We start from the raw sequence: 17579 nt of genomic DNA on the forward strand, positions 1-17579 counted from the left end.
GAAGGAGGGGCGCCGGACGGACGGGCAGGGTCCGTCCGGCGCCACGACCGGGTGCGGCCGGGATGCGGCCGTGAGCCACGCGCGGGACACGCCCGCGATCGCACCTGCGATCACGTCCGGGGTGAGGCGGGACGCGACAGCGGGTGGAGCCGGCCGGAGTCGCCTAGAACGCCGCCTCGTCCAGCTCCATCAGATCCAGCTCGACACCCTCGGCGATCTTGCGGGCGAGGGTGACGCCCGGGAGGACGTCGGCCGCGAAGAACTTCGCCGCCGCGATCTTGCCGGTGTAGAAGGCCTTGTCCCTGGCGGAGGCCGTCTCCAGCTTCTCGGCGGCGACGGCCGCGCCCCGCAGGAGGAGGTAGCCGACGACCACGTCACCGGAGGCGAGGAGCAGGCGGGTGGTGTTGAGGCCCACCTTGTAGATGTTCTTGACGTCCTGCTCGGTGGCGGCGAGGTCGGTGAGGAGCAGGCCGACGATGGCCTCCAGCTCCACGGCGGCCTTGGCCAGGTGCTCGCGGGCGCCGGACAGCTGCTCGCCGCCCTCGCCGAGCGCCAGGAACTTCTTGATCTCCTCGGCGAGGGTGTTCAGCGCGGCGCCCTGGTTGCGGACGATCTTCCGGAAGAAGAAGTCCTGGCCCTGGATCGCGGTGGTGCCCTCGTACAGGGTGTCGATCTTGGCGTCGCGGATGTACTGCTCGATCGGGTACTCCTGCAGGAAGCCGGAGCCGCCGAAGGTCTGCAGCGACTGGGCGAGCTGCTCGTAGCCCTTCTCGGAGCCGTAGCCCTTGACGATCGGCAGGAGCAGGTCGTTGAGGGCCTCCAGGGCGGAGGCGTCCTCGCCCGCCGCCTCCTTGACCTGGATCTCGTCCTGGATGGAGGCGGTGTAGAGGACGAGGGCGCGCATGCCCTCCGCGTACGCCTTCTGCGTCATCAGCGAGCGGCGGACGTCGGGGTGGTGCGTGATGGTGACCTTGGGGGCGGTCTTGTCCATGAAGTTCGCCAGGTCGGTGCCCTGGACGCGCTCCTTGGCGTACTCCAGCGCGTTGAGGTAGCCCGTCGACAGTGTGGAGATCGCCTTCGTGCCGACCATCATCCGCGCGAACTCGATGATGCGGAACATCTGGCGGATGCCGTCGTGCTTGTCGCCGATCAGCCAGCCCTTGGCCGGGTGACGGTCGCCGAAGGTCATCTCGCAGGTGTTGGAGGCCTTGAGGCCCATCTTGTGCTCGACGTTCGTCGCGTAGACGCCGTTGCGCTCGCCCAGTTCGCCGGTCTCGAAGTCGAAGAGGTACTTCGGGACAAGGAAGAGGGACAGGCCCTTGGTACCGGGGCCGTGGCCCTCGGGGCGCGCGAGGACGTAGTGGAGGATGTTCTCCTCCATGTCGTGCTCACCGGAGGTGATGAAGCGCTTCACGCCCTCGATGTGCCAGGAGCCGTCCTCCTGCTGGACCGCCTTGGTGCGCCCGGCGCCGACGTCCGAGCCGGCGTCCGGCTCGGTGAGCACCATGGTGGAGCCCCAGGTCCTGTCGACCGCGATCTGGGCGATCTTCTTCTGGACGTCGTTGCCCTCGTCGTAGAGGATGCCGGCGAAGGCCGGGCCGGAGGCGTACATCCACACGGCCGGGTTCGAGCCGAGCACCAGCTCCGCGTAGGACCAGATCAGGGAGCGGGGGGCGGTGGTGCCGCCGATCTCCTCGGGCAGGCCGAGACGCCAGTACTCGGAGTCCATGAAGGCCTTGTAGCTGTTCTTGAAGGAGGCCGGTACCGGAGCGGTGTTGGTCTCCGGGTCGAAGACCGGCGGGTTGCGGTCGGCGTCCGTGAAGGACTCCGCCAGCTCGTTCTCCGCGAGACGGGCCAGCTCCTCCAGGATGCTCTTCGCGGTGTCCGTGTCCATCTCCGCGAACGGGCCGGTGCCGTACAGCTTGTCGCGCCCGAGCACCTCGAAGAGGTTGAACTCGATGTCGCGGAGATTCGACTTGTAGTGCCCCATGGCGACGGCTCCGTAAGAGAGATCGGCGAGGCACTGGCTCCTCGCGCTAGTTCGCGTACCAACAAGTAGCTTCTATGTCGATGATGCTACCCATCGGTAATAAGAAGCAACCCCGAGCACTCCATCTGTGACTCGTTACGCTTTGCCGCATGTACGGCTACGACCAGAGCGCCGGCCCCCAGCAGCAGTACGCCCCGCCGCCGCAGCAGCAGATGCCCGGGCAGATGCCCGGCGGCCAGATGGGGGGCGGATACGGGCAGCAGCCACCGCTGTACCCGGAGCCGTCCCCGCCCTCCCTCGCGGACGCGGTCCGCGCCTTCACCACCGGCCAGCTGGCGGCGGAGGACTTCCAGCAGGTCTTCGCGACCTCCAAGGTGTACTGCCCGCGCGGCGACAACCCCGGGTTCCTCGCGCTGCACAACACCCAGCAGCCGGTGATCCCGATGTTCACCTCGCTCAAGGAGCTGCGCCGGTACGCCGGCAAGGAGTCCAAGTACTTCGTGATCACCGGCGCGGAGGTGATCGACCTGCTGCCCACCGGGTACGGCTTCGTCCTCGACATGGAGGGCGAGCACCGGATGGTGTTCGACGCGAAGGCCGTGGAGCAGATGGTGGAGTTCGCGATGCGGCGGATGTACGGGTAGCTCCGCGAGTGGCTCCGCCGGTCGGGCCGACCTGGGCCGGGCTGGGCCGGGCCGAGCTGGGCCGGATCGGGCCGGGTTCGGGTTCCGGTCCTTCGGGTCGCCTGCTGCTCGCCGGTGACCGGGATCGTCACCTCGCCGCTGGTCCTCTGGGACCGGCGGCGTTTCGTTGCCCGGGGACCGGAACCGCGGCGAGGGAATGGGATGAGGTTCGTGCGCTGTTAGGGCTGGCAGAAAGTTCAACAATCAACTAAAGTGAGCGCACAAGGAGGTACCGACATGCCCGCAGTGACCGTCGAGAACCCGCTGACCCTGCCCCGTGTGGCCGCACCGGCCGACGCGGTGGCCCGCCCGGTGCTCACCGTGACGACCGCGCCCAGTGGTTTCGAGGGCGAGGGTTTCCCGGTCCGCCGTGCGTTCGCCGGGATCAACTACCGCCACCTCGACCCGTTCATCATGATGGACCAGATGGGCGAGGTGGACTATGCGCCGGGAGAGCCGAAGGGCACCCCCTGGCACCCGCACCGCGGCTTCGAGACCGTCACTTACATCATCGACGGGATCTTCGACCACCAGGACAGCCAGGGCGGTGGCGGCACCATCACCAACGGTGACACCCAGTGGATGACGGCCGGCTCGGGCCTCCTCCACATCGAGGCGCCGCCGGAGTCCCTCGTCATGTCCGGCGGCCTCTTCCACGGCATCCAGCTGTGGGTGAACCTCCCGGCCAAGGACAAGATGATGGCCCCGAGGTACCAGGACATCCGCGGCGGCCAGGTCCAGCTGCTCACCACCCCCGACGGCGGCGCGCTCCTGCGCGTCATCGCCGGTGAGCTGGACGGTCACGAGGGGCCGGGCATCACCCACACCCCGATCACGCTGCTCCACGCGACGGTCGCGCCGGGCGCGGAGATCACTCTGCCGTGGCGTGAGGACTTCAACGCCCTCGCGTACGTCCTCGCCGGGCGCGGCAGCGTCGGTGCGGACCGGCGGCCGATCCACCTCGGCCAGACGGCCGTCTTCGGTGCGGGCTCCTCGATCACCTTCCGCGCGGACGAGCAGCAGGACTCCAACGCCTCCGACCTGGAGATCGTCCTCCTCGGCGGACAGCCGATCCGGGAGCCCATGGCCCACTACGGCCCGTTCGTCATGAACACCCGCGACGAGCTGCAGCAGGCGGTCGAGGACTTCCAGAAGGGGCGCCTGGGCACGATCCCGGCGGTTCACGGAATGACCGCCGAGGGGTTGTAGGCCCGCGCGGTCCGTTCGCCGGAGTTTCGGTGCGCCTGTCGTCCTCGGGTGCGTCGAGGTGTTCGGCGGCGGTGGGTGGGTAAAACCCGGTACTGTACGACAAGGCCCGAAGCCGCAACTTCGTTTTGCGACTTCGGGCCTGTCTGTTGCCGGGCTGCCGCCGGGGTCCGTGTCAGGGCCGCGCGTTTCTACGGCAGGACGTAGACCGGTGCCCCGGTCGGGGTGCAGCCCGTCTCTCAACTCCGGCTCCGGGGCGGTGTGGTCGTAGCGGTGCCTGAGGGTTGCGGCGATGTCCTGAAGGGCGTCGGCCATGATGCTCTGGCTGCGGTCGATCCGGTGCAGCAGGTCGTTCCGCTCCTCCTGGAACGCCGTCAGCATCTCGTCGGCCCGGATGTTGCGCTCTTCGAGCCGGACGAGGGCGTCCACGACCGGCTGGGGCATGACGTAGGCGGTGCCGCCGGTGGGGGCGGGTTGTACGGGGGCCGGGGCGAGGGCGTAGGAGCCGTCGCGCTGGATGGTGGCGATGACTTCGGAAACCCAGGTCTTGAAGGGCTCGGCTGCGGGTTTGGTACTGCTGTTGACCAGCCGGATCAGGCCATGGAGGTTGACGAGGTTCATGTCTCGTCGCCACTCTCGACCTGCGGGAACGCTGAGACTGTGCTGGCTGAGCACAGTCTCGGCGCTTCCGAAATTGGCCGTGTCGGCAATGTTCCGCAGAGCGGAGCCGACGTGGGCGAAGCCCAGGTTTCGGCAGATGTCCACCGCCGGGAACCAGTACGTCCCGTCCGGCAGTGTGAGTCTGCGGACCCGCGCTCCCGTCGCCGCGAACACGAAGTCGTTGATGTCGATCGCGTCCTGGCGTGCCGTCGGTTCCGCCTGCGGCGTGGGCGTGTTCTTCTGCTCGTCCATCGAGCATCACCTCCGCCTCGGAAGCTAGGCAGGCGCCGGTGTGACTCGTTTCCGTAGCAAGGATGTTCACCCGATAGGGGACAGAGGCGTCGATTCTGCTGCGAAGGCGGCGTGGGACGGCTTCGCCTTCTCACCGCGTCCGTGGCTAGTCGACCGGCCCTCCGTTCGAGCCGCCCGGTGCTGCCGTTTCGTTCAGCTCGAACCAGATGCTCTTGCCGTCGCCGCGGGGGTCCACGCCCCACGCGTCCGCGAGCACGTCCATGAGGACGAGGCCGCGGCCGGAGGAGGCGAGTTCGCCGGGGTGGCGCTTGTGGGGGAGGTCGTCGCCGGCGTCGGTGACCTCGATACGCATCCGACGCTTACCGCCGTCGCCGGTCATCTCGGCCACGAGGAGTGCGTCGGCGTCCGTGTGGACGAGGACGTTGGTGAGCGTCTCGGAGACGAGGAGGACCGCGGAGTCGACCTGGTCGCGGCAGTTCCAGTCGTGGAGAAGTTCGCGCACCTGTTGGCGGGCGCCGGCGATCCGTTCGGGCTCCGCCTGGGCCACGGTGAGGGCGGTGCGCCGTACGGCGGTGCCGTCGTTCCGGTCGCATGCCTCGCTCTCCCGGCACAGCAGCAGCATCGCTATGTCGTCCTCCCGCCGGTCGGCGAGCGGTCCGGGCGTGTGGTGCGAGGAGGGGCCGTGCACCCCCTGCACGAGCGCGTCCGCCAGCGCCTCCAGTCGCCCCGGCGCCAGGCCGGCCGGCTGTGGACGGGCGAGGGCGGGGGCGGTCGCGTCGGGGCGGGTGGGTGTGGGGGCGGGCGCCGGCCGCGAGCCGCCGGTGGCGCCTGACCGGCTGGGGAGCGCCGTTTCGCCGACGGTCGGCCGGCCGGCTGCCGGTGGGCCGGCCTTCGTTCGGCCGTCGGCTGGACCCTCGGCCATCGGCCTGTCGGCGGTGAGCGCGTCGGTTTTCGTGCGGGGACTTTCCCCCGGCCCGCTGCCGTTCGGCCCGCCGACGGCCGGCCGGTCGGCCTTGGGTCTGTCGGCAGTCCGTGCGTCGGCGTCTGTCCCGGAGCCTTCCAGTCCGGCGGCCTTCGAGCCGTCGACGGTGAGTGTGTCGGCCTCCGTCCCGGGACTCGCCGGGCTGTCGGCCTTCGAGTCGTCGGCAGTCGGTGTGTCGGCCTTCGGACCGGCACCCTCCGACCCACCGACGGTTAACTCCCGCGCCCTCGGCTGCCCCTCCCCCGAAGCCCCCGCACTCTTGTCCTCGTCCCCGGGGGACACCGTGTCGAAGGATTCCAGGATCGTGCGGATACGGCGCCAGCCCGTGTCGAGGTCGTGGCCGCCTGTTTCGATGAGGCCGTCGGTGCAGAGGAGCATCGTCTCGCCGGGTTCGAGGACGAGGCGGGTCGTGGGGTAGTCGGCGTCGGGGTCGATGCCCAGGGGGAGGCCGCCCGGGGTCGGGCGGACCAGGACAGTGCCGTCGGCCATGCGGACCACCGGGTCGGGGTGCCCGGCGCGGGCGATGTCGAGCACGCCGGAGACCGGGTCGACCTCGACGTAGAGGCAGGTCGCGAAGCGCAGGTCGGCGAAGTGGGCGGCGGAGTCGTTGGTGACGCCGTGCAGGAAGCGGGAGGCGCGGGAGAGGACGGCGTCCGGGGGGTGTCCCTCGGAGGCGTAGGCACGCAGGGCGATGCGGAGCTGGCCCATGAGCCCGGCGGCGCGCACGTCGTGGCCCTGGACGTCGCCGATGACCAGGGCGAAGCGGCTGTTCGGCAGGGCGATCATGTCGTACCAGTCGCCGCCGACCTGGAGTCCGCCGCCGGTGGGGACATACCGCGCGGCGACGCTCATCCCGGGTATCTCCGGGCCCAGCGTGGGGAGCATCGTGCGCTGGAGGCCGTCGGTCAGCTCACGTTCGGTCTCGGCGGCGCCGGCGCGGGAGAGCGCCTGGGCGAGCATGCGGGCGACGGTGGTCAGCACCGAGCGCTCGTCGGGTGTGAAGGTGACGGGGTGGGTGAAGCCCGCCATCCACGCGCCCATCGTGCGCCCGGCGACGGTCAGCGGCAGGAACGCCCACGACTGCCGGGCGAACTGTTCGGCGAGCGGCCAGGCCGTGGGGTAGCGCGCCTTGTACTCCTCGGGGGAGGAGAGGTAGACGGCGCGGCCGGTGCGGACCACCTCGGCCGCCGGGTAGTCCGTCTCCAGCGGCATATGGGTGAAGGGGCCCTCGTCGCCCTGGCTGTGCCCGTGGTGCCCGATGACGGTGAGGCGGTCGGCCTCCACCCCGAACACGGCGAGCCCGTCCGGCGAGAAGCCGGGCATCGCCAGGCCCGCGGCGACCCGCAGCACCTCGGCCGTGGACCGTGCCTCGGCCAGCGCGCGGCCCGCGTCCAGCAGGAACGCCTCACGTGAGCGCCGCCAGTCGCCGGTGACGGACGGGGCGCGGGCGGCGGTCGCGGGCGAGGGCTCGGTGACCTCCTGGAGGGTGCCGATCAGCTCGAAGGACTTGCGCACCGGGTCGAAGGCCGGCTTGGAACGGCTGCGGACCGTGCGGACCACCCGGCCGCGTTCGTCCATGATCCTTATTCGCACCTCGGCGAGGGTGTCCTCGGCTACGGCGAGCTGCACGACCGACACGATCTCGTTCCAGTCGACGGGGTGCAGACGTGCTCGCGCCCCGGCCTGGGTGAGGGTCGTCGGCTCCGCGGGCAGCCCCAGAAGACGGGCGGCCTCGGCGTCCACCGTGACGGTTTCGGCAGCGCTGTCCCAGGTCCACAGTCCCGTCGCGAGGGCGGACAGGACGTCCCCCACAGTGGGCGGGGGCTCACCAGTGCGCATTGACCCACTCTAAGAACAGCTGATCGGACCGTGCCACCGGCGCTGCGCCGGGCTCCGATCGGGACCGGGGGCACGGCAAGCGACCACGACCGGTGGCGACGGAGGTGACGGCAATCGACGCTAGCGACAGTAACCGCTTACGGTCCTGCCCATGGCTATGACCGTGCGTATCCGGTCGGCGGTGCGGTCGTCGCGGAGACGGGGAGCCTGCTCCACGGTGCCCGCCGCTCATCAATGGTGGGGAGGTGATCTCGGGGTGCCCGGTACCCTTGGGTTTGTTTCACGTGAAACATCGGCCGTGAGACACCGGCCGTGAGGCACCGCCCAGATCCCCGATCAGCGAAGGCTGGATGAACGACGATGCATCGGTACAGGTCCCACACCTGCGGCGAGCTCCGCGCCTCTGACGTCGGCACCGACGTCCGGCTGAGCGGCTGGCTGCACAATCGGCGCGACCTGGGCGGCATCCTCTTCATCGATCTCCGCGATCACTACGGCATCACGCAGCTGGTGGCCCGTCCGGGCACCCCGGCCTACGAGGCGCTGGACAAGATCTCCAAGGAGTCGACCGTCCGCGTCGACGGCAAGGTCGTCTCGCGAGGCACCGAGAACGTCAACCCGGACCTGCCCACCGGTGAGATCGAGGTCGAGGTCGGCGAGGTCGAGCTGCTCGGCGCGGCCGCCCCGCTCCCCTTCACGATCAACGCCGAGGACGGGGTCAACGAGGAGCGGCGTCTGGAGTACCGCTTCCTCGACCTGCGCCGCGAGCGCATGCACCGCAACATCATGCTGCGTACGGCCGTGATCAGCGCCATCCGTCACAAGATGACGGCCCTCGGCTTCAACGAGATGGCGACCCCGATCCTGTCCGCCACCTCCCCCGAGGGTGCCCGCGACTTCGTCGTGCCGTCGCGCCTCAACCCGGGCAAGTTCTACGCGCTCCCCCAGGCCCCGCAGCAGTTCAAGCAGCTGCTGATGATCTCGGGCTTCGACCGGTACTTCCAGATCGCGCCCTGCTTCCGTGACGAGGACGCGCGCGCGGACCGTTCGCCGGGCGAGTTCTACCAGCTCGACGTGGAGATGTCCTTCGTCGAGCAGGAGGACGTGTTCCAGCCCATCGAGAAGCTCATGACCGAGCTGTTCGAGGAGTTCGGCAAGGGACGGCACGTCACCTCACCCTTCCCGCGCATCCCGTTCCGCGAGGCGATGCTGAAGTACGGCTCCGACAAGCCGGACCTGCGGGCCCAGCTGGAGTTGGTGGACATCACCGACGTCTTCGACGGTTCGGAGTTCAAGGCGTTCGCCGGCAAGCACGTGCGCGCGCTCGCGGTGCCGGACGTCTCGGCCCAGCCGCGCAAGTTCTTCGACCAGCTCGGCGAGTACGCGATCGAGCAGGGCGCGAAGGGTCTGGCCTGGGTGCGCGTGGCCGAGGACGGTTCGCTGTCCGGCCCGATCGCCAAGTTCCTCACCGAGGAGAACGTCGCCGAGCTGACCAAGCGGCTCTCGCTGGCCGCCGGTCACGCCGTGTTCTTCGGCGCGGGCGAGTTCGAGGAAGTCTCGAAGATCATGGGCGCGGTGCGGGTCGAGGCCGCCAAGCGGGCCGGGCACTTCGAGGAGGGCGTCTTCCGCTTCTGCTGGATCGTCGACTTCCCGATGTACGAGAAGGACGAGGAGACCGGCAAGATCGACTTCTCGCACAACCCCTTCTCCATGCCGCAGGGGGGCCTGGAGGCCCTGGAGTCCCAGGACCCGCTGGACATCCTCGGCTGGCAGTACGACATCGTCTGCAACGGTGTCGAGCTGTCCTCCGGCGCGATCCGGAACCACGAGCCCGAGATCATGCTCAAGGCCTTCGAGATCGCGGGCTACGACCGTGACACCGTCGAGGAGCAGTTCGCGGGCATGCTGCGCGCGTTCCGCTTCGGCGCGCCGCCGCACGGCGGCATCGCGCCGGGTGTCGACCGCATCGTCATGCTCCTCGCGGACGAGCCCAACATCCGCGAGACCATCGCCTTCCCGCTCAACGGCAACGCCCAGGACCTGATGATGGGCGCGCCGACGGAGTTGGAGGAGGCGCGGCTGCGCGAGCTGCACCTGTCGGTGCGCAAGCCCCAGCCGAAGTAGGGCAAGCCTTTTCGCCGGCCTTTCCGTGAAGGGGCCTGAAATCGTTCGTCGATTTCAGGCCCCTTTCGTATGCGCGGCGCGGGAAGAAGGAGCCTTTTCCCGGCGCGCGGGTGTGCGTCAGGTGGCGCGCAGACAGCGGGAGTCGTCCGTCGGCTCCTGGTGGCAGCCGCCCGGGGCAGGCCGGAGGAGTGCCGGCTCGGGGGTGCGCCGGGCGGGACCGAACGCAAGCCTCAACGGAACCTCTGCCGAAAAGAGGGCCGGAAACAGACGGCCTTCTCGGACCCCTTTACTTTTGTGGAGGAATCCGCGCGAGAATGCGAGGCAAAGCACAGTCCTTTCTCATGCCATTGACAGGCGGCCTCCCTAATTTCCTGGCCATGACGGGAAACCAGACCGGAGACGAGAAGGCCCACGGGCCGAGGCACAAGCGCGATCTGACGCGCCGCAAGGTCGTCGTGGCGGGGGCGGGCGCCGTGGCCGCCGTGGGTGTGGGCGGGGCGGTCGTCGCCACCGCGAGCGCGGGCACGAACGGCGGCAAGGGAAGCGGAAGCGGTGAGCCCCTCGCCGCCACGAGCGCCAGCGCCGGCGAGGACTGCTACAAGCTGACCTCGGAGACCACCGAAGGCCCGTACTACATCGACGCGGACAAGCTCCGCCAGGACATCACGGAGGACAAGGAGGGCATCCCCTTCACCCTCCGTCTCAAGGTGATCGACGCCGAGACCTGCAAGCCGCTCCGCGACGCGGCCGTCGACATCTGGCACTGCGACGCGCTCGGTCTCTACTCGGGCTACGAGAGCTTCTCCGAGGGCGGCGGCACCCCGCCCACCGACGCCCCCTCGGGCACCCCCACCGACGTGCCGACCGGTGAGCCGCCGACGGGTGGCGGCGGTGGCGGGGGCGGACACGAGGAACCCACCAGCGACACCCGCTATCTGCGCGGCACCTGGAAGACCGACAAGCGCGGCCTCGTCACCTTCGAGACGATCTTCCCGGGCTGGTACCGGGGCCGCTGTGTGCACATCCACACGAAGGTGCACGTCGACGGCGAGTGGACGGACGCCGGTTACGAGGGCGGCACCACCTGCCACACCGGTCAGTTCTTCCTCGGCGAGGAGGCCGTGCTCGACTCAGCCGAGGTCGAGCCGTACTCGACCTCCACGACCGAGCGCACGACCCTCGACGACGACACGATCTACGACGGCGGCGGCGTCCAGGGCGGTCTGCTCAAGCTGAAGTACAGGAAGAAGAACGACATCTCCCGCGGTGTCGTCGGCTCCATCACGGTCGGCGTCGACCCGGAGGCCACGCACACCGGCACGGACGACTCCGTCCAGCCGGGTGCCTCGGCCACCGCGTCGGAGTCCGCCACGGCGGGCTGACCCCGGCCGAACCGGCGTACGGCAGGCCCGGAACCCCTCCCCAGGGTTCCGGGCCTTCGGCGTGCGCTCGTTTGTCGGGCGCCGGGTACCCGCAGGGGGACTCATCAGGGGACGCACAGGTTTGTCGACGGATGAGCACAGCGGGAAGGGGTGTCATGGGACGTACAGGGTGAGGGAACCCGTACGAAGCGTACGGTGGCGTACCAGCCGTACGGGACGAAGTGGCCGTACGGGACGAAACGTCGGAGCTGGAGGAGGCCATGAAGCCGGCAGTGCTGGTGGCGGTGTTGCTGATCGTCGGGGCGGTGGTCGCGATCGTCGCGCGGCGGCGGTCCGTGGACGACCCCGGTCCGTCGTCCGGCCTGGACGCGGAGGCGGACGCCAACCGCTGGGTCGTACGGCTGGGCGGCGGTCTGGCCGGTATCGACGTACGCGCGCAGGCCGGCGCGGGCGGCGCCGCCGGGGAGTCCCTGACCGAGGCGACGGAGTGTCTGCGCACCGCCCGCGCCCAGCTGACCCGGGCCCGCACGCCCGACGAGTACACGCGGGTGACGCACACGGCGGTCGAGGGGCTGCGCCATGTGGGGGCGGCACGTGCGGCACTGGGCATGGGCACGGTGCCGGGGGTGGACGGCCGTGCCGAGGAGCCGTCGACGGTCCGGAGTGCGATCAGCAGGCCGCTCGACCCGGCCGGCCGGTGCGGGCCGCCCCAGCGGGGTTCGCGGGACGGGGCGGACCCGGCGGCGGGGACCTCCACCCGACTGTTCGCAACTGGCGGTCTCCCTCCGGCGTCGTACTGATCATGACCACGTCGACCGCGTCCACCTCCGCCTCCGTCCCCACCGCCTCGACCCTCGGGGAGGAGATCCTCCTTCTCTCCCTCGACGACTCCTCCGGTGAGGCCCGGCTCCCCCTGCGGACGCCCTACGCGATCGCGACGGCCGCCCTGCTGGAGCGGGCCCTGTCCGACGACGCGGCGGACGCGGAGTTCCCCGAGGACATCGGGAAGTGGATCCACGAGCACAGCAAGAGGGAGTACGAGACCGCGCTGCGGGGCGTGCTGGACAAGGGCCTGATCCGGGAGGAGAAGCGCCGTGTCCTGCTCGCCTTCCGGACGACCCGCTACCCGGAAGCCGACGGCACGGTGGAGGCCGCGCTGCGCGGGCGTCTGGCCCGGGTGGTCCTGGAGGGTGCCGAGCCGGACACCCGCACCGCTGCCCTGATCAGCCTCCTCCACCACGGCGACCTGCACACCCTCGCCTTCCCGGACGCCGGCACCGAGAAGTCCCCGGCGAGGCGGCGGATGGCCGAGATCGCCGGACGGCACTGGGCCGATCCCGCGCTGCGCCGCATGGCCGAGACCGCGGCGGCCGCGGCGGCGGCGCTCGCGGCGGCGGCGATGGTGACGACCGTGGTGATCCTGACGGTGACGTGACACCGGGGCGGGGCGGCTACCGCCGCTCGGCCCGGTACCGCTTCATCAGCGCGCTCAGCCGCCGCGGGTCCTTACCGCCGTTCAGCTCGGTCAGGAGGTCGTCGGGGCAGAGTTCGTAGAGGTCGCCCCACCAGCCCCGGCGGCGGTTGTCGTAGACGCGGTAACCGCCGGGGACGCCCCGGGCGACGTAACGGCGTCTGCTCACTCGGGGTCCTCCTCCGGCGGGGACGCCAGGGCCTCCTCTTCCAGGAGGCGTTCGGCGATGTCGTCGGCCCAGGTCTGGGCCCAGCGGCGCAGACCCAGGATGGCCTCGGCGTCCAGGCCGTGGCGAGTGAATTCCCGGTCGTCGAGCCACTCGGTGCCCTCCAGGCGTGACTGGAGGTCGGTGAGGTCGAAGGTGGTGGACGTGGCGGAGGTGTGGCGGCGGGCCAGCTCCTCCAGTTCGGCGACGGTCCAGTGGGCGGTGGCCGCGTGCACGGCGATCAGGTCGCGGGCGGTGCCCCGGTCGGCCACGGCCCGGACCTTGGTGCCGACCACGTCCTCCAGGGAGAGCGTCGGGCCCCACGGTGTCCGGACCGGTGGGTGCCAGAGGGTCTCCTTGAGCAGGTCGAGGGTGCGTTCCTCGGCCGTGACGGGATCGGTGACGAGGAGACGGGCGAAGAGCGGGGCGGTCTCCACCGCGTGCACCAGCCAGCCGCGCTCCGCCAGGCCCGCCCGGACCGCGGCGGCGATCTGCTCCATCGGGGCCGCGTGCTCCGTCGCCACCTCCAGGTCCCGGCCGGGCGGCTGTGCCTCGACCAGTCCGTGTGCCTGCGCCGCGTGATCGCCGGTGAGGGCGAGGGCGTACGGGACACCGATCTCCAGCACGTCGTCCACGAGGCGGCGGAGCTGGTCGGGGAGGTCGTTCACGGGTGTGCCTCGAAGGCGGCGGGGCGCGGGAGCGACGGGCGTGGGGCCATGGAGGGATTATCGCGGCCCCGCCGGACTTTCCCCGGTCAGTACGGCCGTCGGCCCAGCCAGTTGCCGGGCGGATCGAAGTTCGCCACCACATACGTCCAGCCGTTCCGGCACCTGGCCCCGGCCGCGCCGACCCGTGTCGAGGTGCGCCCGACCACCTGGGTGTGGTGCAGGCACTCCCGGTCGTTCACGCAGGCGTTGGAGGGGCGGTCGTAGACGTCCGTCTCGTCGAGCCAGAGGCGGGCCGCGTCGGCCAGGGAGTAACGGGGGTTCGACCCCTTGGCCAGGTTCTCGCCGTACCGGCTGTTCGAGTGGATCGGCTCGCAGTCGGCGACCCGTACCCGCCCGCCCAGTGCCGGGCGTGCCCGGCGAGGGACTCGGCCCGGACGAGCGGGGGGAACGCCGACATCGGCTCGCGCCTTGTTGACGATCGTCAGAAATCCGCCGATCTCCGGTGGCCGGGCCGCCGGGGCAACCGACCCGGTGGTGGTCGCCCCGGTCGCCGTCGCCGTCCCCGCCGTCGCCGTGACCGTCACGGCCGGGGGTCGGGGAGCCACTGCCTCGCCACGCCCGGCGCGAGTGCCAGCAGCGCCGCCGCCACGGCCGCCGTCACCCGCATCCTGTCCCGTCCCGCCACTGGACCCTGTCCCGCCATCGGACCAGGAGAACGTCGCCTCGTGGAAGGGCACCGCGCCCCGAAGGACACCCTGCCGTCGGAGAACGTCGCGCGGTCGAAGGACACCCTGCCGCCGGAGAACACCGCGCCGGTCCCGCCCCCGACCGATTCCCGGATCGGTCGTCCAGTGCGTCGGCGAGGTCGGCGCCGAGGCTGTATCCGGCCCCGGGACTGGTAGGCCCGCATGTTGAGGTGTCGCGTATTCCAGCTTGGACAGCCCTCGTTGGTCACTCTGGGTGGCGAGGAGCGTGTTCGTGGTGCCCCCTCGGACGGATAGGTTCACCGTGGTGCGTTCGAGCTACTTCTGGAGGGGCACGGTGGACGTTGTCGCGATCATGAAGGCGCTGGCCGAACAGGGAACAACCGTGTTGTTTAAGGCTGATGCTGAGCGGATGGCAGAGAGGCGGAAGCCCTTGACGTTCGTGGTCAGTGGCGCCCCGTAGCGTGACGACATCCTCGTGCGTACCGATGCTGTCGGCGGAGCAGTGCCTCGAAGCCTGCTTGCCCCGCCTGCGCGAACTGGGCTTCAACTTTTCGGTACCGCGGGAGGCTATGCCGCGCGGCTTGACGTCGACCGGCCCGCCGCAGCCGCCGGACTCCAGGAGGCACAGGCCACAGACGGCTCGGCCCCCTGCTTCCCGAGTGAGGCAGGGGGCCAAGCCGTCTCCGCCGTCAGGCGAGCGGTGGAAGCTGTTCGCCCTGGACGGCCTGGAGGTCGATCCCGACGCGGAGCGTGGTGCCGATGGCGGCCATGCCGGGCCTGGACGACCTGGACTACCTGGACGACCTCGTTGCAGTCATCGCGAAGTCCTCGCGCGGCAGTTCCACGGTGGCCCGGAACGCGGCCCGTGGGCCGCCTCACGGGTCGGGACCGGTGCCGAGGTAGGCCAGGTCCAGGTCAACGACCCGGGCCTTGTTTGTTTCCTGACCGCCGACGCCGGCGCGTAGGCCGACGGCCCGGCGCGCACGCCACGGGTGGGTGGCGTTGCTGTCGGGCCGTCAGTCACTCACGCGATCTCACTTCCCGTGCAAAGCCCTGCGGCGACGTCCGCGAAGCACCAGCACGCCGCCAGCGACGATGACCAGCAGGCCACCGATGGCGCTGTACGTGACAGCGGTGCTCGCCCCGGTGGAAGCCAGGGGGCCGAACGAGTTGCTGCTGCCGCTCGGGGACGGCCGGCCGACGGGTGCGCCGTTCTCCGCCTGTGCACGACTGCCGGTCGTGCCGGCGGCGGAGACAAGAGGCGCGGCGGCGGTCGGCGTGGGGGCGGGCGACGGCTTGTCAGCGCCGGCGGTCCCCGACGCGGGCTTCAGCTGAAGAGTCGTGATCGAGTACGGCGGCAGCTTCTGTGCGCCCGCCGTGCCCCGCTTCGCCGTCGTCAGGGAGGTGTCTCCCTTGGCATACGAAACGGTCGTGACCGCCCCTGCGGCCGGGGTGAATCCGGCGTACGAGAGCGACACCTGCGCCGCGTCCTTCGGGCTCTTGTTGATCAGCATGACGTTCAGACCCTTGCCGCTCCGCACCGCGTGCACGGCAACCGACGAGTTGCGCGAGGACGACTTGACCATGGTGTCGCCGGGCTTCGCCAGTGCGGTCAGCGAGCGGATGCCCCAGTAGGTGGGGAAGGGCGTGTCGCGCGGCGGTTCGCACTTCCCCCCGGCGCAGGTTCCGGCGGAGAGAATTCCCCCGTCCTGGTAGTCGGTCTCGCCGTTGACCGTGGTGGGTGCGTCGCCCGAGCCGTTGTGCAGGTTCCACCAGTCCACGTGGGTGGCACCCTGCTCGAACCAGGTCATGTAGGTGTCCGGCGCGAACAGGGCTGCGGCCTGGCTGGTCAAGACGGGCGAGAAGACGGTGTCGGTCTCGGTGACCGCGATCTCCACCGAAGCGGCGCGCGAGCCCGTGTACTTGGCGATCAGCGAGCGCAGCGAGGACCTGACACCGGCGATCTGGGAGGGGGTGTTCAGCAGGTCGGCCGTGGTTTTGCCGCCCGGATACCAGTGGACGATGACGAAGTCGATCGAGCTTCCCGCGATGGAGAGCACCGTGTTGTTCCAGTCGGCGGTGTCACCGGGAGCCTTTTCCTTGTCCGGCCAGAAGCCGGGGGTGGTGAGCACCGCTCCGATCTTCACCTTCGGGTCCACGGCCTTCATCGCCTTCGAGTAGGCGACCAGGTTCTTCCCGTACTCTTTCGGGCTCTTGTCGGCGTGGTTGTCGGTTTCCCAGCCCTTGCCGTTGCCGTAGTGCCCGTTGCCGTAGACCTCGTTGCCGATCTCCCAGTACTTCACGCCGTAACCTTTGTCGACGTTGGCGTACTTGACCCAGTCGGCGGCCTCCTGGGGGGTGCCGGAACCGTAGTTCGCGGTCAGGATCGGCTGGGCGCCGACCTTCTTCGCGGTGGCCATGAAGCTGTCGAAGTCGGTGTTGGGTACGATCCAGCCGCCGTTGCCCATGGTGTGGGTCTTCCAGTGGAAGTCGTCCGCGCCGGAGCCGCCGGGATAGCGAAGCTGCCGAACTCCCGCGGCCTTCATCAGCGATGTCACCTTGGCGTCCCCCATGCGGTCGTCGCCGACGCCCGTGTTGAGGCCGACACCACTGCTGGGCACCGTGCCCAAGGAGGTACCGGCATCCACACGGATGCCGACGGTCGCCGCGGCGCCCGCGCTGGGCGCCAGGGCGCCGACACCGGCCGAGGCGGCGAGCACCGCCACCGCCCCCGCGACAAAGCGGAGGCGCATCCGGCTACGGCGGGGCGTGCGACCCCGAGGCATCGGCTGCTCGGCGGATCTCGGGTCTTCTGATGACACGTAATGCTCCGATCGGGTGGTGACACAGAGGACGTAGCGTCGCTGACCACGGCTCGCCCTCGTCGGTACACCCCTGAGTGGCCACTCAGAGCGGAAAAGGTTGCCATCTCAATCGTTTTTCGCCGAGATGCGGTCGCACCGTCTCACTGGAGGTGGAGCACCGCGTATCTGAGGTCGCGGGCGCTCGGGATCGGCCCTCGGGACTGGTGGGCTCGCATGTTGCGGTGTCGCATATTCGCTGGGCCGGTCCATCTCCAGCAGGGTCTTGACCAGCGGCAGGAACGCCGGGGCGACACGGCCAGTGCCGTCGTCGAGGAGGTGGGCGAGCGTGTCGGCGAGGGTGCAGTGTTCGCAAAGACGCCCGCCGAGTAGCAGCCCCTCGAAGCCGCAGCGATCACAGAAGAAGTCGCGGACGATGCCCGCGCAGTCTCGGCAGATCGGTGTGCCATCGGTGTCCCGCCCGGGCAGCAGCCGGTCGGTGCCGCAAGAGGGGCAGCGGCCGCGGACGCGCATCGCGCGTTCGTAGCAGGTCCGGTGGTGAGGCCGCTTCTGCGCGGTCCTGGGCCCGCTTCCAGGACGGGTGTCGCC

13 protein-coding genes and 2 pseudogenes are annotated in these 17579 nt (G+C 70.2%); 7 read left to right on the top strand and 8 right to left on the bottom strand.

Annotation, left to right across the window (positions count from 1 at the left end; all coding sequences use genetic code 11):
• Nucleotides 1–163: 163 nt before the first annotated feature.
• Nucleotides 164–1990 (bottom strand): acyl-CoA dehydrogenase, encoded by a 1827-nt coding sequence (locus tag STRBO_RS0100405; RefSeq protein ID WP_005483118.1) that lies wholly within the window; start codon nt 1988–1990, stop codon nt 164–166.
• Between the two features lie 149 nt (nt 1991–2139).
• Here STRBO_RS0100405 and STRBO_RS0100410 point away from each other — a divergent pair, with 149 nt between their 5' ends.
• Nucleotides 2140–2634 (top strand): SseB family protein, encoded by a 495-nt coding sequence (locus tag STRBO_RS0100410; RefSeq protein WP_005483119.1) that lies wholly within the window; start codon nt 2140–2142, stop codon nt 2632–2634.
• A 276-nt stretch (nt 2635–2910) separates the two neighbouring features.
• Nucleotides 2911–3882, top strand: a complete 972-nt coding sequence (locus tag STRBO_RS0100415) for a pirin family protein (protein ID WP_005483120.1) — start codon at nt 2911–2913, stop codon at nt 3880–3882.
• 585 nt (nt 3883–4467) lie between these two features.
• Here STRBO_RS0100415 and STRBO_RS44270 read toward each other — a convergent pair.
• Nucleotides 4468–4713 (bottom strand): annotated as a pseudogene (locus tag STRBO_RS44270) (BRO-N domain-containing protein); the annotation flags it as partial.
• On the opposite strand from STRBO_RS44270, the gene STRBO_RS44275 reads away from it, so the two are divergent.
• Nucleotides 4637–4819: a hypothetical protein gene (locus STRBO_RS44275; protein WP_005483121.1), complete on the top strand. Its 183-nt coding sequence runs from the start codon at nt 4637–4639 to the stop codon at nt 4817–4819. The pseudogene STRBO_RS44270 and the gene STRBO_RS44275 sit on opposite strands and share 77 nt — an antisense overlap.
• A 117-nt stretch (nt 4820–4936) precedes the next feature.
• Here the strand turns inward: STRBO_RS44275 and STRBO_RS0100430 are convergent, their stop codons facing one another.
• Nucleotides 4937–7612 (bottom strand): SpoIIE family protein phosphatase, encoded by a 2676-nt coding sequence (locus tag STRBO_RS0100430; RefSeq protein WP_202500228.1) that lies wholly within the window; start codon nt 7610–7612, stop codon nt 4937–4939.
• 360 nt (nt 7613–7972) lie between these two features.
• Between STRBO_RS0100430 and aspS the strand changes: the two genes are divergently transcribed.
• The 4 genes from aspS to STRBO_RS0100450 all read left to right on the top strand — a co-directional run bounded on the left by aspS (nt 7973) and on the right by STRBO_RS0100450 (nt 12553).
• Entirely contained in the window at nt 7973–9736 is a 1764-nt protein-coding gene (gene aspS / locus STRBO_RS0100435; protein ID WP_005483123.1) for an aspartate--tRNA ligase, read from the top strand.
• Between the two features lie 377 nt (nt 9737–10113).
• Nucleotides 10114–11118, top strand: coding sequence for an intradiol ring-cleavage dioxygenase (locus STRBO_RS0100440; RefSeq protein ID WP_005483124.1), 1005 nt, complete (start codon nt 10114–10116; stop codon nt 11116–11118).
• A 260-nt stretch (nt 11119–11378) separates the two neighbouring features.
• Nucleotides 11379–11918, top strand: coding sequence for a hypothetical protein (locus tag STRBO_RS0100445; RefSeq protein ID WP_202500229.1), 540 nt, complete (start codon nt 11379–11381; stop codon nt 11916–11918).
• A gap of 2 nt (nt 11919–11920) precedes the next feature.
• Complete coding sequence (locus STRBO_RS0100450; RefSeq protein ID WP_005483126.1) at nt 11921–12553, top strand: GOLPH3/VPS74 family protein; 633 nt, start codon at nt 11921–11923, stop codon at nt 12551–12553.
• A 16-nt stretch (nt 12554–12569) separates the two neighbouring features.
• Here STRBO_RS0100450 and STRBO_RS0100455 read toward each other — a convergent pair whose 3' ends face one another.
• From STRBO_RS0100455 to STRBO_RS0100480, 5 genes and pseudogenes are all read right to left on the bottom strand, one after another.
• Nucleotides 12570–12758 (bottom strand): hypothetical protein, encoded by a 189-nt coding sequence (locus STRBO_RS0100455; protein WP_005483127.1) that lies wholly within the window; start codon nt 12756–12758, stop codon nt 12570–12572.
• Nucleotides 12755–13462, bottom strand: a complete 708-nt coding sequence (locus STRBO_RS0100460; RefSeq protein ID WP_005483129.1) for a hypothetical protein — start codon at nt 13460–13462, stop codon at nt 12755–12757. The genes STRBO_RS0100455 and STRBO_RS0100460 overlap by 4 nt, the downstream gene beginning before the upstream one ends.
• 86 nt (nt 13463–13548) lie before the next feature.
• Nucleotides 13549–14067: a CAP domain-containing protein gene (locus STRBO_RS0100465; protein ID WP_245170562.1), complete on the bottom strand. Its 519-nt coding sequence runs from the start codon at nt 14065–14067 to the stop codon at nt 13549–13551.
• 791 nt (nt 14068–14858) lie between these two features.
• A pseudogene (locus STRBO_RS44280) lies at nt 14859–15095 on the bottom strand (YceI family protein); the annotation flags it as partial.
• 108 nt (nt 15096–15203) lie between these two features.
• The gene (locus STRBO_RS0100480) at nt 15204–16922 is read right to left on the bottom strand and encodes an LPXTG cell wall anchor domain-containing protein (protein ID WP_202500230.1); all 1719 of its coding nucleotides are present in this window, start codon (nt 16920–16922) and stop codon (nt 15204–15206) included.
• Nucleotides 16923–17579 lie beyond the last annotated feature (657 nt).

Origin of the sequence: Streptomyces bottropensis ATCC 25435, from assembly GCF_000383595.1 — a bacterium.
In the GTDB taxonomy this organism is placed as follows: domain Bacteria; phylum Actinomycetota; class Actinomycetes; order Streptomycetales; family Streptomycetaceae; genus Streptomyces; species Streptomyces bottropensis.

Bases quoted from the DNA above. Each gene is read 5' to 3' on its own strand.
- STRBO_RS0100440 (WP_005483124.1), top strand. From the start codon at position 10,114: ATGACGGGAAACCAGACCGGAGACGAGAAGGCCCACGGGCCGAGGCAC.
- STRBO_RS0100410 (WP_005483119.1), top strand. From the start codon at position 2,140: ATGTACGGCTACGACCAGAGCGCCGGCCCCCAGCAGCAGTACGCCCCG.
- STRBO_RS0100415 (WP_005483120.1), top strand. From the start codon at position 2,911: ATGCCCGCAGTGACCGTCGAGAACCCGCTGACCCTGCCCCGTGTGGCC.
- STRBO_RS0100445 (WP_202500229.1), top strand. From the start codon at position 11,379: ATGAAGCCGGCAGTGCTGGTGGCGGTGTTGCTGATCGTCGGGGCGGTG.
- STRBO_RS0100480 (WP_202500230.1), bottom strand. From the start codon at position 16,922: ATGCGCCTCCGCTTTGTCGCGGGGGCGGTGGCGGTGCTCGCCGCCTCG.
- STRBO_RS0100430 (WP_202500228.1), bottom strand. From the start codon at position 7,612: ATGCGCACTGGTGAGCCCCCGCCCACTGTGGGGGACGTCCTGTCCGCC.
- STRBO_RS44275 (WP_005483121.1), top strand. From the start codon at position 4,637: ATGTCCACCGCCGGGAACCAGTACGTCCCGTCCGGCAGTGTGAGTCTG.
- aspS (WP_005483123.1), top strand. From the start codon at position 7,973: ATGCATCGGTACAGGTCCCACACCTGCGGCGAGCTCCGCGCCTCTGAC.
- STRBO_RS0100405 (WP_005483118.1), bottom strand. From the start codon at position 1,990: ATGGGGCACTACAAGTCGAATCTCCGCGACATCGAGTTCAACCTCTTC.
- STRBO_RS0100450 (WP_005483126.1), top strand. From the start codon at position 11,921: ATGACCACGTCGACCGCGTCCACCTCCGCCTCCGTCCCCACCGCCTCG.